This is a genomic window from Pseudoalteromonas sp. MB47, assembly GCF_011319765.1.
Classification (GTDB): domain Bacteria; phylum Pseudomonadota; class Gammaproteobacteria; order Enterobacterales; family Alteromonadaceae; genus Pseudoalteromonas; species Pseudoalteromonas simplex.
This window is the reverse complement of record NZ_VFBD01000004.1, coordinates 303,743-318,577: the sequence shown is the minus strand read 5'-3', so window position 1 is coordinate 318,577 and position 14,835 is coordinate 303,743. Positions and strand designations below refer to the sequence as shown.

The 14,835-nt window shown below is 41.9% G+C and carries 13 protein-coding genes; 4 read left to right on the top strand and 9 right to left on the bottom strand.

Going from position 1 to position 14,835, the window contains the following annotated elements:
• The first annotated feature begins 8 nt into the window (after positions 1-8).
• The 3 genes from astB to IMPJCBKJ_RS02045 all read left to right on the top strand — a co-directional run bounded on the left by astB (position 9) and on the right by IMPJCBKJ_RS02045 (position 3,652).
• Positions 9-1,352, top strand: coding sequence for an N-succinylarginine dihydrolase (gene astB, locus IMPJCBKJ_RS02055; protein ID WP_166338484.1), 1,344 nt, complete (start codon positions 9-11; stop codon positions 1,350-1,352).
• Positions 1,353-1,355: 3 nt separating this feature from the next.
• Positions 1,356-1,865 carry a GNAT family N-acetyltransferase gene (locus IMPJCBKJ_RS02050; protein WP_166338481.1) on the top strand — a complete coding sequence of 170 codons (510 nt, stop codon included), beginning with the start codon at positions 1,356-1,358 and terminating at the stop codon, positions 1,863-1,865.
• Positions 1,866-1,963: 98 nt separating this feature from the next.
• Positions 1,964-3,652, top strand: a complete 1,689-nt coding sequence (locus tag IMPJCBKJ_RS02045) for a methyl-accepting chemotaxis protein (protein ID WP_166338479.1) — start codon at positions 1,964-1,966, stop codon at positions 3,650-3,652.
• Between the two features lie 37 nt (positions 3,653-3,689).
• On the opposite strand, the gene IMPJCBKJ_RS02040 is transcribed toward IMPJCBKJ_RS02045, so the two are convergent.
• The gene (locus IMPJCBKJ_RS02040; protein ID WP_054553598.1) at positions 3,690-4,130 is read right to left on the bottom strand and encodes a hypothetical protein; all 441 of its coding nucleotides are present in this window, start codon (positions 4,128-4,130) and stop codon (positions 3,690-3,692) included.
• A gap of 229 nt (positions 4,131-4,359) precedes the next feature.
• On the opposite strand from IMPJCBKJ_RS02040, the gene IMPJCBKJ_RS02035 reads away from it, so the two are divergent.
• Positions 4,360-5,358 (top strand): DUF4382 domain-containing protein, encoded by a 999-nt coding sequence (locus IMPJCBKJ_RS02035; protein WP_166338670.1) that lies wholly within the window; start codon positions 4,360-4,362, stop codon positions 5,356-5,358.
• A gap of 40 nt (positions 5,359-5,398) precedes the next feature.
• Here IMPJCBKJ_RS02035 and IMPJCBKJ_RS02030 read toward each other — a convergent pair whose 3' ends face one another.
• The 8 genes from IMPJCBKJ_RS02030 to IMPJCBKJ_RS01995 form a co-directional block, all read right to left on the bottom strand.
• Positions 5,399-6,010 carry a MarC family protein gene (locus IMPJCBKJ_RS02030; RefSeq protein WP_054553595.1) on the bottom strand — a complete coding sequence of 204 codons (612 nt, stop codon included), beginning with the start codon at positions 6,008-6,010 and terminating at the stop codon, positions 5,399-5,401.
• A gap of 72 nt (positions 6,011-6,082) precedes the next feature.
• Positions 6,083-8,386 carry a family 20 glycosylhydrolase gene (locus IMPJCBKJ_RS02025; protein ID WP_166338477.1) on the bottom strand — a complete coding sequence of 768 codons (2,304 nt, stop codon included), beginning with the start codon at positions 8,384-8,386 and terminating at the stop codon, positions 6,083-6,085.
• 3 nt (positions 8,387-8,389) lie between these two features.
• Entirely contained in the window at positions 8,390-9,304 is a 915-nt protein-coding gene (locus IMPJCBKJ_RS02020; protein WP_166338475.1) for a sugar kinase, read from the bottom strand.
• Positions 9,297-10,745, bottom strand: a complete 1,449-nt coding sequence (locus IMPJCBKJ_RS02015) for a sodium:solute symporter family protein (protein WP_166338473.1) — start codon at positions 10,743-10,745, stop codon at positions 9,297-9,299. Before IMPJCBKJ_RS02015 ends, IMPJCBKJ_RS02020 begins: the two co-directional genes overlap by 8 nt.
• A gap of 127 nt (positions 10,746-10,872) precedes the next feature.
• Positions 10,873-11,256, bottom strand: a complete 384-nt coding sequence (locus tag IMPJCBKJ_RS02010) for a RidA family protein (RefSeq protein WP_130052824.1) — start codon at positions 11,254-11,256, stop codon at positions 10,873-10,875.
• Position 11,257: 1 nt separating this feature from the next.
• A complete protein-coding gene (locus IMPJCBKJ_RS02005) occupies positions 11,258-12,715 on the bottom strand; it encodes a D-aminoacylase (protein WP_166338471.1) in 1,458 nt (485 codons plus the stop codon).
• A 2-nt stretch (positions 12,716-12,717) separates the two neighbouring features.
• Positions 12,718-13,569: a MurR/RpiR family transcriptional regulator gene (locus IMPJCBKJ_RS02000; RefSeq protein WP_166338469.1), complete on the bottom strand. Its 852-nt coding sequence runs from the start codon at positions 13,567-13,569 to the stop codon at positions 12,718-12,720.
• An 11-nt stretch (positions 13,570-13,580) separates the two neighbouring features.
• Positions 13,581-14,828, bottom strand: a complete 1,248-nt coding sequence (locus tag IMPJCBKJ_RS01995) for an amino acid deaminase (protein ID WP_166338467.1) — start codon at positions 14,826-14,828, stop codon at positions 13,581-13,583.
• Positions 14,829-14,835 lie beyond the last annotated feature (7 nt).

Sequence of the window (14,835 nt, the reverse complement as noted above, 5' to 3'; positions counted from 1 at the left end):
GATTAAGTATGCACGCAGTAGAAGTAAACTTTGATGGCTTAGTGGGGCCTACTCACAATTACGCGGGATTATCGTATGGCAATGTCGCTTCACTAAGTCATGCCTCTTCACATTCAAACCCTAAAGAGGCTGTACTACAAGGCCTTGAAAAAATGAAGGCAATGCACGAGTTAGGGCTAGAACAAGGTATTTTTGCACCCCATGCTCGCCCCGACATTAATGTGTTAAAGCGTTTAGGCTTTACAGGCAGCGATAGCCAGATTATTGAAAAAGCATTTAAAGCCGACCCTGTTTTACTGCGAGCTTGTTACAGTGCATCGGCCATGTGGACAGCCAATGCTGGCACTATCTCGCCTTCAGTCGATACGCTTGATGGCAAAGTGCACTTTACGGCTGCTAACTTAAATAACAAATTTCACCGCTCGCTAGAACCCGTCACAACTACGGCTTTATTAAAAGCCATGTTTAACGATGAGCGTTACTTTAGCCATCATACGCACTTACCTGATCAAGGCTTTTTTGGTGATGAAGGCGCCGCAAATCATAATCGATTATGCGACAGCCACGCAGATACAGGGCTTGAGATCTTTGTTTATGGGGCAAGTAGCTTTAATAGCGCCTTACCAAAACCCGTTAAATTTCCTGCAAGACAATCTCTTGAAGCTTCGCAAGCAATTGCTCGTTTACATCAGCTAAAGCCAGAAAATCAGTTATTTATTCAACAAAACCCTGATGTGATAGACCAAGGTGTATTCCATAATGATGTAATCGCTGTGGCCAATGGCAATGTACTTTTATGCCACGAACAAGCGTTTTTGCATCAAGCTGATACGCTAAAACAGATTAGACAAGCCTACCTTGGCAACAAGCCGCTACATATTATTGAAGTGCCAACCAATAAAGTGAGCATTACAGATGCTGTAGGCAGCTATTTATTTAATAGCCAATTAATTACCTTAAGTGATGACAGCATGATGCTGGTTGGACCTAAAGAGTGTCAGCGTAATCAAGCTGTTCACGATTACATTCAAGAAATGATTTTGGCTGATAACCCAGTTCAGCAAGTGCGCTTTTTTGACTTGCGCCAAAGCATGCAAAATGGCGGTGGGCCTGCTTGTTTACGCTTGCGTGTTGCGCTCAATACTGACGAACTAGCCGCGGTCAATCCGGGTGTACGATTCAGCGAAGAAAAATATAACCAATTAGTGAGTTGGGCGAATAAGCATTACCGTGACTCGTTAAGTAGCGACGACTTTGCCGATCCAATGCTTTTAACCGAAAGCTACCAGGCACTTGATGAGTTAACCAGCTTACTTAACTTAGGCTCTGTGTATCCATTTCAACAAGAATAAATAATGAAAATGAAAGCAGTACACTCTATTAAAGGGGTGTCTAAATCACTCAATAGTTTACTGATTGATAGCGTTGCCAGTGGCGCATCAATCGGCTTTATTGCCCCGCTATCATTACAATCAGCACATGACTACTGGCAAGGGGTCGATGGGGATTTAGCAACGCCTTACCGTAGGCTTTATCTTGCCCTTGATGGTGATACGGTGATTGGCTCCGTGCAGCTTTCTTTGTGCGCCAAAGCCAATGGCGCTCACCGCGGTGAAGTAGAAAAGCTCATGGTGCACAGCGAACACCAAGGTAAAGGAATAGCAAAGCAATTGATGAATAGCCTAGAAACCGACGCCCGTATCTTAGGTATTCAATTACTAATACTTGATACCCGCCAAGGTGACACTGCTTCATATTTGTATCGCAAACTCGATTATATTGAAGCTGGCACTATTCCTGGTTTTGCGAAAAGTTCATCCGGTGAATTTGACGCAACGGTGTATTTTTATAAGCAGGTCGCATAAACCAGCTTCAATAGCCTATCGATCTAACCATAAAGTCGACTAATAAAACTTTTGAAAAGTACTAAACTAGTACTGCGGATTTTTATTAGGAGCGATAAATGGCGCTATCAATACAGCAACGGGTACTCTTTCTAGCCCTACTTCCCCCCTTACTCATTGCAATTATGCTGACACTCTACAACTATGTGCAATCAAAACACAGTGGTGCACAAACCGTTGAAAGTTTTGCAACACAAATGGAAAACGACCGTAAGTCTGAAGTTAGCAATTACCAAAAAATTGCCATGAGCTCGATTGCTAACCTCATCGCACAAGATGATGGCTCTAATACTGAGCAACTAAAAAACCAAGCAAAAAGCATTTTACGTAATTTGCGTTTTGATGATGCTGGCGATACTGGCTATGTGTTTGTTTATGATGTAAAAGGTGTCAACATTGCCCATGGGGTTAACACCTCTCTTGAGGGTAAAAACCTTTATGATTTCAAAGATCCTAATGGGGTTTATCTCATTCGAGAACTGATTGATGCTGCAAAGAACGGCGGTGGTTATGTGCAGTATTCTTGGAAAAATACCAATGGCAGTGTGAATCCTAAGCTCGGCTATGCCGCTTTAGTACCAAAATGGAATTGGGTGCTAGGAACAGGTTTTTGGATCAGTGGTCTTGAGCAACAAGTCGCAGCGACAGAACAACGGGTTAATGAAGGTATCGATAATGCCTTTATAAACACCATCATCGCTTCTGTATTTGCTGTCGCAATTACCGCAGCGATTGCAGTGGTGGTATCGCGCAGTATTACTAGCCCTCTGCACACAACCGTACTAGCAATGAACGATATATCACAAGGTGATGGCGATTTAACGCAACGTTTAATGGTGAAACGAGACGATGAACTGGGCAAGCTTGGCAGCTCGTTTAACCGCTTTGCCGATGACGTTGGTAAGATGGTTATTGATATTCGCCAATCATCGCAATCGATGAATCAAGCGTCTCACAAACTCAACGAGCTACTTGCCAATATGCACGCAGGTATTAATCGTCAACATGAAGAAAGTGAACAAGTTGCAACCGCAATAAACGAAATGTCGGCGGCGTCAATGGAAGTTGCCCGCAGTGCCCAAGAGGCCTCAACCGCTGCTGAACATGCCGATCATTTAGTCAAACAAGCTAACAACCAATTACTCATAGCCATAAAGGTGATTAATGGCCTTGCCAAACAAGTTGATGAAGGGGCGAATGCGGTCGATCAGCTTAATCAACAATCGAGTCAAATAGGCAGTGTGCTTGATGTGATCAGAAACATTGCCGAGCAAACAAACCTACTAGCACTAAATGCGGCAATTGAATCTGCCCGAGCTGGTGAAGCGGGTCGTGGCTTTGCGGTGGTGGCTGATGAAGTGCGAACGCTAGCAAAACGCACGCAAGATAGCACTCATGAAATAGAGGCGATGATTGAGCAAGTACAACAAGGAACAACAACTGTAAATAACATTATGCAGTCAATCAAATCAGGCAGTGCAACCAGTGTTAATGAAGCGGGCGAAGTCGAAAAAGCACTCAATGAAGTATTGCTTTCGGTTAACACTATCACGTCACAAAATGCACAAATAGCCACAGCTGCTGAAGAACAAACATCAGTGTCTGAAGCAATTAACCAAAACATGACGACCATTGTCGATATTGCGAATAAAACCGCCAATGATACCGATGTAGCCACATCGTACATGCACGAGCTGACAGACACAGCAACTCAGTTAGAACAAAATGTAAGTCGTTATAAAACCTAATATCTAGCGCCATGGTTAAGCAGGTAAATACGCCTGCTTAACAAAAATCATTGGTCTTTTGTAAGTTCTTTAACCAATCAAACAAATCGTTATCGTAGCGCTTTAAGCGTTGTTGGTGTTTGTCATTAAGGCTATAAAAAGGCGCAAAGCAAATATATTTTTCGCCCATAACAAGCACTAATCGCAAACCAAAAAACGAGTAATGGTGAATAAATTGCACTTGTCTTGCATGCATATGGCGGCATTGCCCGAATAAATTGCGGTAATGCACACCGTGGCGGCATACCGTTAAATTGCGTTTTGAATTGAATACAAGTACCGCTAATAGTAATGAAACAGAGCACAACAAAAAACTAAAAAGTAAATTACTTACCTCCGATTTACTATTCATAAACCCCACTAGTAAAAGCATATTTACTGCACTTAATAATGCCCAGCTCATAAGCTCAAAGCGCTTTTCCAAGTCAATAACCTTCATTTTCGTTCCTAGGTTCTTATTTTTTGTCATGGTGTCAGCAAAATGTGGAAGAAAAATGGATTTACCTAAAAAGCATTCTAAACTTGCAGTTATTTTTTATTCTGACTTTCAGCTTGTTACATAAAAGGTACAAAGGTGTTAATCGAAACTTATCATTAGAAGTTCAAGTTACATTAAGTTTTAGTTATTACACTGCTAATAAATTTTTAGAACACAAAGGGAAGAAATGATGAACTTTAAATCTACATTACTTAGCAGCGCCGTTTTATTTGCACTTGTTGGTTGTGGTTCAGATAACGACAAGAACGACTCGGTTGATCCTCAGCCGCAAACTGCACAGTTCACATTAGGTGTGTCTGATGCACCAGTGACAGGTTTAAAAGCTGTAAATGTTGTGTTTGATTCAATCACATTGAAAACCCAAGGTGGTGAAGAATTCACGTTTGAGACCCGTGAAGATAATGATGAAACCATGCCTGAAATGGTTAACTTATTAGACTACACAGGTGATGATGTATTTTCTTTATTAGAAGATGAAGAAGTGCCTGCTGGCGAATATCAATGGATCCGTGCAGATGTGATCAATGGTGACACAAACGATTTAACCATGACTTCGCATGTTGTTTACGAAGATGACAGCATTGCACCACTGGTTGTTAAACGTAAAGGCAACGATGGTATCGGTGAAATTCAACTTGATGGCCTTACCCTAAACCAAGCTGGTAACGAGTTTGTTATTGAATTTGACCTTAAAAAGTCATTAGTTGATCCACAAAATAGTGATGAGATCTTCTTAAAACCACGCGGTGTTCGCTTAGAAAACCTTGCTGAATCTGAAGATATCGAAGGCACTGTAAGCGACGTACTTATCGCTAACTGTGAAACTGATAATATCGATATCGCACTAGAAGATGGCTCATTCGGTCATGCTGTTTACCTATATAGCAGCGATGTTGAAATGCCAATGGACAACTATGAAGTTAACGAAGATGAAACACCATTAGATGCACCTCTTGCAACGGCGGATGTTGTGTTCGATAGCGAAAATAACCAATACGAATTTGAACTTGCGTTCATTCAACCAGGTGACTATCAACTTGCTTATACCTGTGCAGCGCACATCGATGACGCTGAAACGCAAGACGAAGCATTTACGCTTTATCAAGTAAAACCAATTACAGTAACATCGGGTGAAGACTTAGACGTGTCTTTCACTGTTTCTGAATAATATTGGCATACCCCATTAAAAAGCCCGCACTGCGGGCTTTTTAATTATTGGCCACCCATTTAGCGACTCCTAGTGCTTCCATCACAAACTCAACAGATAATGCAGCTAAAATTAACCCCATAATTCGCGTTAGTATCGATGCACCGCCAACCCCAATAACTTTCAAAATTCGCTCACTTAATAACAGCAATAATAAAGTGATCAATAACACTACCAGCATTGTTATTGCCGAAATTACTTGTTCCTGAACGCTATAAATATGGTTATCGGTAATTAGAATAACCGCTAAAATTGCACCCGGCGATGCTGTTGCGGGAATTGCTAAAGGGAATACAGAAATATCGTGCTGTGACTCAACATCACCTTGCTGGGCCTCCTCAGCAAAAATCATTTGTAGACCGAACAGAAATAAAATAATGCCACCAGCAACTTGGAACGACAACAAACTAATACCCATTGCAGTTAACAGCAACTGCCCTATGACAATCGCTCCAATTAATACAATGGCAGCATAACCCACCGTTTTAAAAGCAGTCTTTCGCCGCCTATCGGCAGGCAATTTAGCTGTTAAAGCAGCAAACAACGCCATTGTGCCGATAGGGTCTATTGTTGCCCAAATGACTAAAAAATCATGCAAAACTTTATCTAACATATGTACCTTAAAATGAGAATACACTCCTTTTACATTAGCAATTTTTTGCACTAATAAGTATTACACAGATCCTTAAGTTATTGAGCTGCAGATTTTTAGAGCCTTTTTGTAACGATTTAATGACGCAACAAGCTGTGCAACCGTGCCATTATTATTAATAATGAGTTGTGGCTCTTTTGACCACAACGCATGTTCAATTTGCAGATAGGGGTTTTGCCACTCTGTAATTCTTTCAATTAAGCGCTTGTTATGCTTAATAAAATCACGCCATTCATCAACTTGCAATTGCAATGAAGTCTCAAGAGATTTAGAACATGTTTGCATATAGTCATCCACACTATAATCAAACTCACGCAGCATTAAGCTTTCAACTGGCAGCACATCTACTAACTTATCTAGGGGAGCCCCATAGTGGTACTCATTACGTAAGTAAGCTAGGTGATGCAAGGTGTAATAATGTGCAGGCTCAATAAATTCACTAAATTTTAATAACTTAGCAATTTCATCTTGAGTTACATTGTCGTCTAACAATGTCTTTAATCGCGCACTAAATTGCTGCTTATGTTTACCGCCATGCAGCAATGCAAACTCATCCATCACCGCTAAGCGACGATACATATCTCGCTCATCTACTTGCGTTTTTGACGACCAAAATCGCTCTGCAATAGCATATAAACGAGGCCATAAACGCGTATCTAGACTTTCAGTCGTTAAAAGTTCAGCCCATAACGTTGCTTCACCGCCCAACACCCTGCCGCTTTTATCTTTACCTTGTTCATCCTGAAGAGCATTATTAAGTGCCCTTAAGCTTAGTTTATTTTCTGGCTCGCTTTGCACCTCATATGGGGTGTTACCCACAAATGCAGGTCGATCACTTTTAGTTTTTCCGACAAAAATCTTTGTAGGCCCCATCCACGTGTCTATCAATAACTCAAAACCATGCTCTGTTTGCAAAACTTGGTCAGTAATGAAACGCCCTTTTCCTTCTATGGATACCAAAGCCGCTAACAAAGATTGAGTATCTCTAAATACCGTCACTTTTCCGTTAACTGAACTTCCTTTTAAGCGCGTCAAAGTAAACGCTGAGTGGTTGATCACCTCTTTAGCTGAAAGCGTTTTTGATTTTATTGGTTCTGGGTGGTTACGATAGTGATAACTGGTCCATTGTGGTTGATCTATATAAAAACCACTCGATAATAAACCATCGAACCCCGCTTCTTGAATAGCCGCGAGAGAATGATGACCACGCCAAGATTGCACTAAGGTTTGCTTGGGTAAGTTGGGGTGAAGCACCTCATCCCAACCTATCATTTTGCGATTATATTTAGCTAATATATTTGCAACGCGCTGATTGAAATAAGCATGTAAGGCATGGGTATCAGAGAGTTTATGTTTGGCCATAAACAATTGTATTTGAGTATTTTCTTGCCAGTCTCTGTCATCTATTTCATCACCACCAATATGTAAATAATGATCAGGAAATAACGCCGTCAATTCTTTAACAACATCTTCAACAAAGCGATACACGTTAGGGTTACTTGGATCTAATAAAGGCCTGAATACCCCCCAGCGACGCTCTATACCATCAAGTCTTGTCCCGCTACCAAGCTCAGGGTAAGCAAGCACGATGCTACTCGCATGGCCAGGCACGTCAAACTCAGGTACAACTCGGATCCCTAAACTTGCGGCATAAGCCACGACATCTTTTATTTCTTCTGCGGTATAAAAAAGTCCATCGGATGCAACTTGGTGTAATTTCGGGTAGCTTTTAAGGGCAACACGCCAGCCTTGATCATCGGTTAAATGCCAATGAAATACGTTCATCTTTGCCGATGCTAGCCCTCGCAATGTCCGTTTAACATCACTAATTGGTAAGAAATGCCTTACACCATCAAATAGCAACCCTCGCCATGGATAAGTGGGTGTATCGTTGATTGTCATTGCATTAAGTTGATAAGGTGTCTTTGCTGAAAATAGCAATTGATTGAGCGTTGCAAAACCGCGCAACATGCCAAATTGTGTTTGGCTTTTAAGTGTTATGGCCTCGGTGCTAATAATCAATTGATAACTTTCATCGATATCTAATCGAGGGATATCATCCAGCCAAGCTGCCACCTCTAGTTTTAACTGCGCACTGCGCTTATCTTGCCAAGTAACAGATGTAAAATTTTTCAAAAACGCCGCATTTTCAAATAGTAACTTGCTTGAACTTCTGTACTTTTCATCAAGGTAAACAGATAGATGGCTCGATGTCAGTTGCAGCTGACCATCAAGATTAGTCACACTTGCAGGCATAGGCATCAACAATGGCGGTTTAGCGATGGCAGTACCTGTCACGCATAAAACACACATCAATAAACGTAAAAAATAAGTCATTACTTAACCCTCATTCGCTATTTGGATTGTTGTAGGCACTATCGCTCCCTTTTGAGCGATAACCTGTAGCGCTAATTGTTGTGCGGTACTTATGGCCTGTTGTGTATCATACGAGTATAAATATGCAGCTAAAAACCCCGCACTAAAGGCATCACCAGCGGAGGTGGTATCCACCACATGCTCAGCCTTTGGTACAGTAAAGCGTTGTATTTCCTTGTTATTTAACACTAAAGTATCGGCTACACCTTGCTTAATAATCACCAGTTTATTAAAAAATTGTTGATAAAAGCTGACTATCCCTTTCTCATCACATTGACCAAAAACGCCATGATGATCATCGTCAGTCACAAATAAATAATCAGCAAGGTTGTAAGCGGTTAAATAAAACGGAGTGGCTTGCTCAGATTGCCAAAGAACCGAGCGGTAGTTGCTGTCGAAAATCACTTTGCCACCTGCACGCTTAAAGTCATCTAACGCATCGAGTAATAACTGCCGATTAGCTGCATCTAAAATAGCGAGACTAATTGCTGATAAATAACAATGACTAAAGTGAGTAGTTCTCAACGATTCTATAAAGTTATGTTGCGTATCTAACTGAAAAAATTGTTTGGCAGCGCTGTCACTTCGTGCATAACAAAATTTTCGCTCACCATGACTGTCAGTTGTGATTCCATAACGGCCAAATGTTTTATCCGTTGACGTTTGCACAAACGAAAGTGATAACCCTTGCTGTCGCCAAAGCATCTGGGCAGCTTGGCTTATTTCATCAATACCGATAGCACTAACAAAGTGCACGTCTGCCTGTGATGCTAAGCGTTTAAAATACACAGCAGTGTTATAAACATCACCACCAAAGCGAAGTACGTGCTCGTCATTTAATTCCTGCATAGCTTCACCAAAAAATGCGATTTTAATCATGATGCATCGCCTCTCTTTGTGCATTTAAAATTGCTAATGCTTGTTCACTATCACATGTTTGTTTTGGAGTAATAAGCGTTACAAATATCGATAGCAGCATTGATGCAGTTGTCGCTGGAATAATTGGATTACTCCAATAAGCTTGCCAACTCGGTGTTAAAATGACCGCCATTGATACAAGAAATGACACGAACAAGGCTGTCATTGCTCCTTGCCAATTAAAGCGTGACCAAAAATGCCCAAGTAGTACACAAACACACAATCCCGACATCAAAGTGGCAATCATATTGGTGATATAACCAATCACATCGTTGGTAAGTAATGCTAATAACAACGCGGTACCAATAGTTAGCACTAGGCCAATTCGCGAAAGCATTATAACTTCACTTGCATGCGGCATCCGTTTAAATACCAGCATATAAATATCACGTATAAGCACACTAACAGCAGCAATAGCATCTGAGCTAGCACTAGAAATAGTGGCTGAGAGCCCAGCAATAATAACCAACGCAGCTAAGCCAAATGGAAGTAGTTCAAAGGCCATGTAAGGAAAAGAAAATGCACTGTTTTCAAGTGATGGGTTTAGTTTGTATGCAGCCATACCAATAATCGCTGGCACGATTGCAAAAAGCAGATACAAGCCGCCTGATAAATAAAACGACTGCCGGATACTTTTCACATGCTTGCCAGAATAAATACGTTGACGAAATGAAGGCGCGACTAAAACACCAATCAACACGGCAAAAAATAACGAAACCCCATGCACTACACCTATTTTATCTAACGATAAAAAGCTTTGATTTAATAAAGGTTGTGCTTCGTTTATGGCGCCTAAACCATCTGCCTGATACAGCGCGACACCCGCCATCAAGAAAAACCCAATAAACAACACAAGCGCTTGAATAGAGTCAGTCCATACAACGGCTACATAACCACCAATGACCACATAAATACTAAAACCAAGCGCAATACATAATTTAGCGCTGAGCGGCGACAAACCTGTTAACCAAGCCAAATACATACCACCACCCAATATATGAGCGCCAAGCCAACCGATACTGGCTACAAAGATGAAAATAGCAATCGTATTTTTAACTAGCGGGTTGGCACCGACATAAAACGATACTTCTTCGCTCATTGTCATAAATTCGTGTTTTCTAACCGGCGCAAAGAGTTTAGCCAGCAATAAAATGCCGCACGCACCACCAAGCCCATATATCATGCCAGCCCAACCATTGCTGTAGGCAAACCCTACGGCCCCCATCGATGAGCCTGTTCCTACCATAGTCGCAACGGTGGTACCTAAGGTTAAAAAGAAAGGAAGGTTTCGTCCGCCTAAAAGAAAATCGTCACCCGTTTTGCTGTTACGACTAACCCACCAGCCAAACCAGATCATAAAAATCAGATAACCTAAAAAGGCCATTAATAATTGCCACTTCATACGACATCCTGCTTCACCTAAGCCTCATTATTATGATTACTTGCTGTTTGGCTTGGTGCTTATAGTTATAATTTCGTTTCGTGCTTTTTACGTTCAACAGCCTTTGCTGTTGAACGCTTTAGTGTTTTTAAGGTGCTTTATAGCAAGTCACATCAACTTCGACTTTACAGTCAACAACCAGATCTGCCACTGCGCAAATACGTGCCGGCGGATGTTCGCCAAAAAATTCTTTAAATACCTTATTAAACGACTGAAAATAGCGTGAGTCGGTCAAGATCACTTTTACATGCGCCACATGTTCAAGACCATAACCAGCTTCATCCATAATATCGATGCAGTTTTGAATCGCTAAACGCGACTGTTCAATTATGCCACCTTCAACAACTTCACCATCTTTCATTGGTGTTTGCCCCGAAACCATTAACCAACCACCTGCTTCTATCGCTCGAGCAAAAGGTAAATGCTGTCCACCGGTGCCTGTACCACCTTCAATACCAATACGTCTGATCATGTTATTCTCCAACTGATGTTAAAAATTTGCCCGAGTGTGCAGGCACAACTTGGCCATTAAGAAATGTTGCCTGCCCGTTGGTCCATACGCGATGGACGCCTGAAGCCGGCAATTCGGAATTAATAAATGTGGCGTTATCGCAAATGGCATCGCTGTCAAAAAGAACCAGATCAGCAAACTTGCCTAAGCCAATTTCACCACGATCGGTTAAACCATAATTACTCGCGCTTAACCCAGTCATTTTATGGATCGCTGTCGCAAGTGAAAAAATACCGTCTTCGCGAGCGTATTTGCCTAACACACGTGGAAACGATCCCCACAAACGTGGATGCGGGTGAGGGTCGCAAGGGAGGCCATCTGAACCAATCATGGTTTTATCAAAAGCAAGTATCATTGCTACGTCTTTTTCGTTCAGACCATGATACACAGCGCCCGCTGGTTGCAGCTTTTTAGCGGTATCAATTAATGATAACTGCCAAACATCTGCAATTTCTTGTAGTGAGCGCTCGGCCATTTCTGGATGTGGTTGTGACCACGTGATAAAAATTTCAAAATCACTTGTCACTTGTTTTAAATCTAATGTACTTGAACTAGCTGCATAAGGATAAGCATCACAACTACAACGAGAATGCGCTCCCTGAACTGAAAATCGTTCGATTAACTCAGGCGCGCGTCCCCAGTTATTTTTACCCGCACACTTGAGGTGAGAAATGATCACCTTAATATCAAACCGCTTTTCCATCGCAAATGCTTCATCCATAGCGTCCAGTACTGCATCAAATTCGGTGCGCAAATGCGTTGTGTACAACGCATTATGTGCTTTTAGTACTGGCCCAAACGCTTGAACTTCATCAGGTGTGGCAAAATTCGCATTTTTATAGGCAAGTCCGGTACTTAATCCCAGCGCGCCAGCATTTAATGCACTTTCAAGCTGCTGACACATTTGGGTAACTTCGCTTTCAGTCGCCGCGCGCAATAAATCACCCATTACATTATTACGAAGTGTTGTGTGACCAACTAAAGCGGCTACATTGACATTCGAAGGAGCGCTTTGAATTGCTGCTATGTAATCAGCCATATTGGCAAATTTAAACTCACTGGCCGCGCCAAGTAAGTTCATCGGATCAGGGGCGCATCCTTTAACAATTGCAGGGGCTGCACTGATCCCACAATTTCCTGTGATTACGGTAGTAACACCTTGACTGATTTTTGCAGCCATATTTGGATTGCGCAGTACTTCAAGGTCGTCGTGCGTGTGAACATCAATAAACCCTGGAGCAAGGCATAGGCCTTTAGCATCAATAACTTCTTTTGCTAAGAATGACGTTAATTCACCAATGGCAACAATACGATCACCATTTATAGCTACATCACAAGTAAGCGCTTCGTTGCCAAGGCCATCAAATACTCTAGCGCCTTGGATTAATGTATCAACAGGTTGTGAGACAGTGTACTGCATAGTTAATCTCCTATCGGTGCGCGGTCCGGTCCTTGGCGATATTGATCAAGCTCATGCTTTATGCGGCGTAGTTTTTCGCGAGATTTCTTTTGCGTCAAAATAGCAACTTCACTTGCTAACACATCAACTGCCGCCAACATTGCATATCGCGCGGTGCTTGGCGTAAAAATATAGTCAGATTCGTTAGTTTTGATTGGCAAATGGATTGTGGCTAAATCTGCTAACTCACTTTGCGGGCAGATTGCGATAACCTTAGCGCCATACTCTTTTGCAATACGTGCAGTATCAATCAAGTCACGAGCACAACCAGTCAGAGATAGCATCACAACAACGTCACTCACATCAACACTTGCCGCCGTCATACGCATCATCACAGGGTCACTGTAGGCATTACTTAGAATATCTAATCGAAACAGGCGGTTATGGCATTCCTGTGCAACGACGGAACTCCCCCCACCAACACCAAAAATTAAGCTGTGGCGGCTATTGGCAATATATTGAGCAGCTTGCTCGACATCGGTTTGTTTAATTAGCCCTGCGTTGATATCTAAAATATCGTGAATTGCTTTGTAAATAGCGGGGATATCTTCTCGCTGCGTAGTATTTTCATTTATAAAACGCTCGCCTACAGCTAAAGATTGAGCAAGTTGTAACTTCATATCACGTACATTGCTACAGCCTAGTGCTTTTGCTAAGCGGGTAATCGAAGCATGACTAACATTCGCTTTATCTGCTAAATCACTAATACTTGCAGAAGCTGCAAACTGCAGATCCGCCAAAATCAATTGAGCGACGGCTTGTTCTGATTGGCGCAAATGCCCTAAGCGCTCTTTTATTCTTGAAACTATATCCAATCGTCTATCTCCTAAAAATAAGTTTCGACCACATCAACTACGTTATAGCTATCATCAATCACATTGATGTAGCGCCACTTATCAAATGTTAAGCACGGATGTGAAGTAGCAAACGCGACAATATCGCCAACTCGAAGTGTACAATCGAGTGGTACTTTCATCATTGCGTGCTGGTCCATCATTTTCTCTATCTTCCAAGCGGGATCTGCTTTACTTACTTGCCCGTTTTGATCGACCTGTAGTGAAGGAATTGGGAAGCCCGCATCAAATGCAGCATCTCGCTTACCAAAACCAATAATCACACGACCTGGTTCAGGTATTGATTGCACATACGCCCAAATTTCTAAGCATGAGGTAAGCTCAGTTTCTAAAGAGCATGCCAATTCATTTCGCGCTAAAATTTGCTGCTGTGCTTGTTCGTAAATACCTTGATCATGAGTGACATAACAGCCAGGACGCAGCACTGCTACCATGTTTTGAGTCAGTTTTTCGGGATGAAATGCTTCACACACTAAGTCGTAGAAAGCTGACCCTCCCGCTGTAATCATCACTTGTTGTGTGTCAAATGCGTTATCAGCAATTAATTGCTTACACGTTGCGACTGCATATTCAAGGAACTGACTTACCGCTTCTGTTTGCGATAGCACTCCCTCATAAACTTCGATGCCAGCCAATGCAAGCGATTGATAGTTAGCTATTTCTGCAACCAATAATGCCAGTTCTTTACTATCAACAACGCCACAGCGCCCTCCCGGTACACCCAGCTCAATCAGCACATGAATCGTATGCTTAGTGTTAGCAAAGTACTCGCCAAGCATGCGTACATTATCTAGGTTATCAACCAAGCAATAAAAGGTTATGTCGTTAGCAACAAGCAACTCATCTAATTGCTGGCAATTAGCACGACCCACTAATTGATTTGCCATTAACACTCGTTTTGCACCACTCTTTACAGCGGCATGTGATTGAGCTACTGTCGCGACCGTAATTGCATAAGCACCTGCCGCTAATTGCTTTTTAAAAATTGCAGGGGTCATCGTTGTTTTACCATGCGGTGCAAAAAGAACATGGCTTTTTTTTGTATAGTCAGCCATCCACTGAATGTTATTTTTTAAGCGTGATTCATAAAGGCATAAACAAGGCAAACTGACATCTTGCTTAGCGACATTCCAACCTGATGAACATAGTTTTTGATAATTACCAAGTCCTTTATTAGCTCGATTTACTGTTTCTAGGTTTGCGACACTAAATTTTTTCATTTCAAAA

Excerpts from the sequence above, each read along its gene's own strand:
- IMPJCBKJ_RS01995 (WP_166338467.1), bottom strand. The coding sequence starts at position 14,828 with ATGAAAAAATTTAGTGTCGCAAACCTAGAAACAGTAAATCGAGCTAAT.
- IMPJCBKJ_RS02035 (WP_166338670.1), top strand. The coding sequence starts at position 4,360 with ATGAACTTTAAATCTACATTACTTAGCAGCGCCGTTTTATTTGCACTT.
- IMPJCBKJ_RS02040 (WP_054553598.1), bottom strand. The coding sequence starts at position 4,130 with ATGAAGGTTATTGACTTGGAAAAGCGCTTTGAGCTTATGAGCTGGGCA.
- IMPJCBKJ_RS02020 (WP_166338475.1), bottom strand. The coding sequence starts at position 9,304 with ATGATTAAAATCGCATTTTTTGGTGAAGCTATGCAGGAATTAAATGAC.
- astB (WP_166338484.1), top strand. The coding sequence starts at position 9 with ATGCACGCAGTAGAAGTAAACTTTGATGGCTTAGTGGGGCCTACTCAC.
- IMPJCBKJ_RS02045 (WP_166338479.1), top strand. The coding sequence starts at position 1,964 with ATGGCGCTATCAATACAGCAACGGGTACTCTTTCTAGCCCTACTTCCC.
- IMPJCBKJ_RS02010 (WP_130052824.1), bottom strand. The coding sequence starts at position 11,256 with ATGATCAGACGTATTGGTATTGAAGGTGGTACAGGCACCGGTGGACAG.
- IMPJCBKJ_RS02025 (WP_166338477.1), bottom strand. The coding sequence starts at position 8,386 with ATGACTTATTTTTTACGTTTATTGATGTGTGTTTTATGCGTGACAGGT.
- IMPJCBKJ_RS02015 (WP_166338473.1), bottom strand. The coding sequence starts at position 10,745 with ATGAAGTGGCAATTATTAATGGCCTTTTTAGGTTATCTGATTTTTATG.
- IMPJCBKJ_RS02030 (WP_054553595.1), bottom strand. The coding sequence starts at position 6,010 with ATGTTAGATAAAGTTTTGCATGATTTTTTAGTCATTTGGGCAACAATA.
- IMPJCBKJ_RS02005 (WP_166338471.1), bottom strand. The coding sequence starts at position 12,715 with ATGCAGTACACTGTCTCACAACCTGTTGATACATTAATCCAAGGCGCT.
- IMPJCBKJ_RS02050 (WP_166338481.1), top strand. The coding sequence starts at position 1,356 with ATGAAAATGAAAGCAGTACACTCTATTAAAGGGGTGTCTAAATCACTC.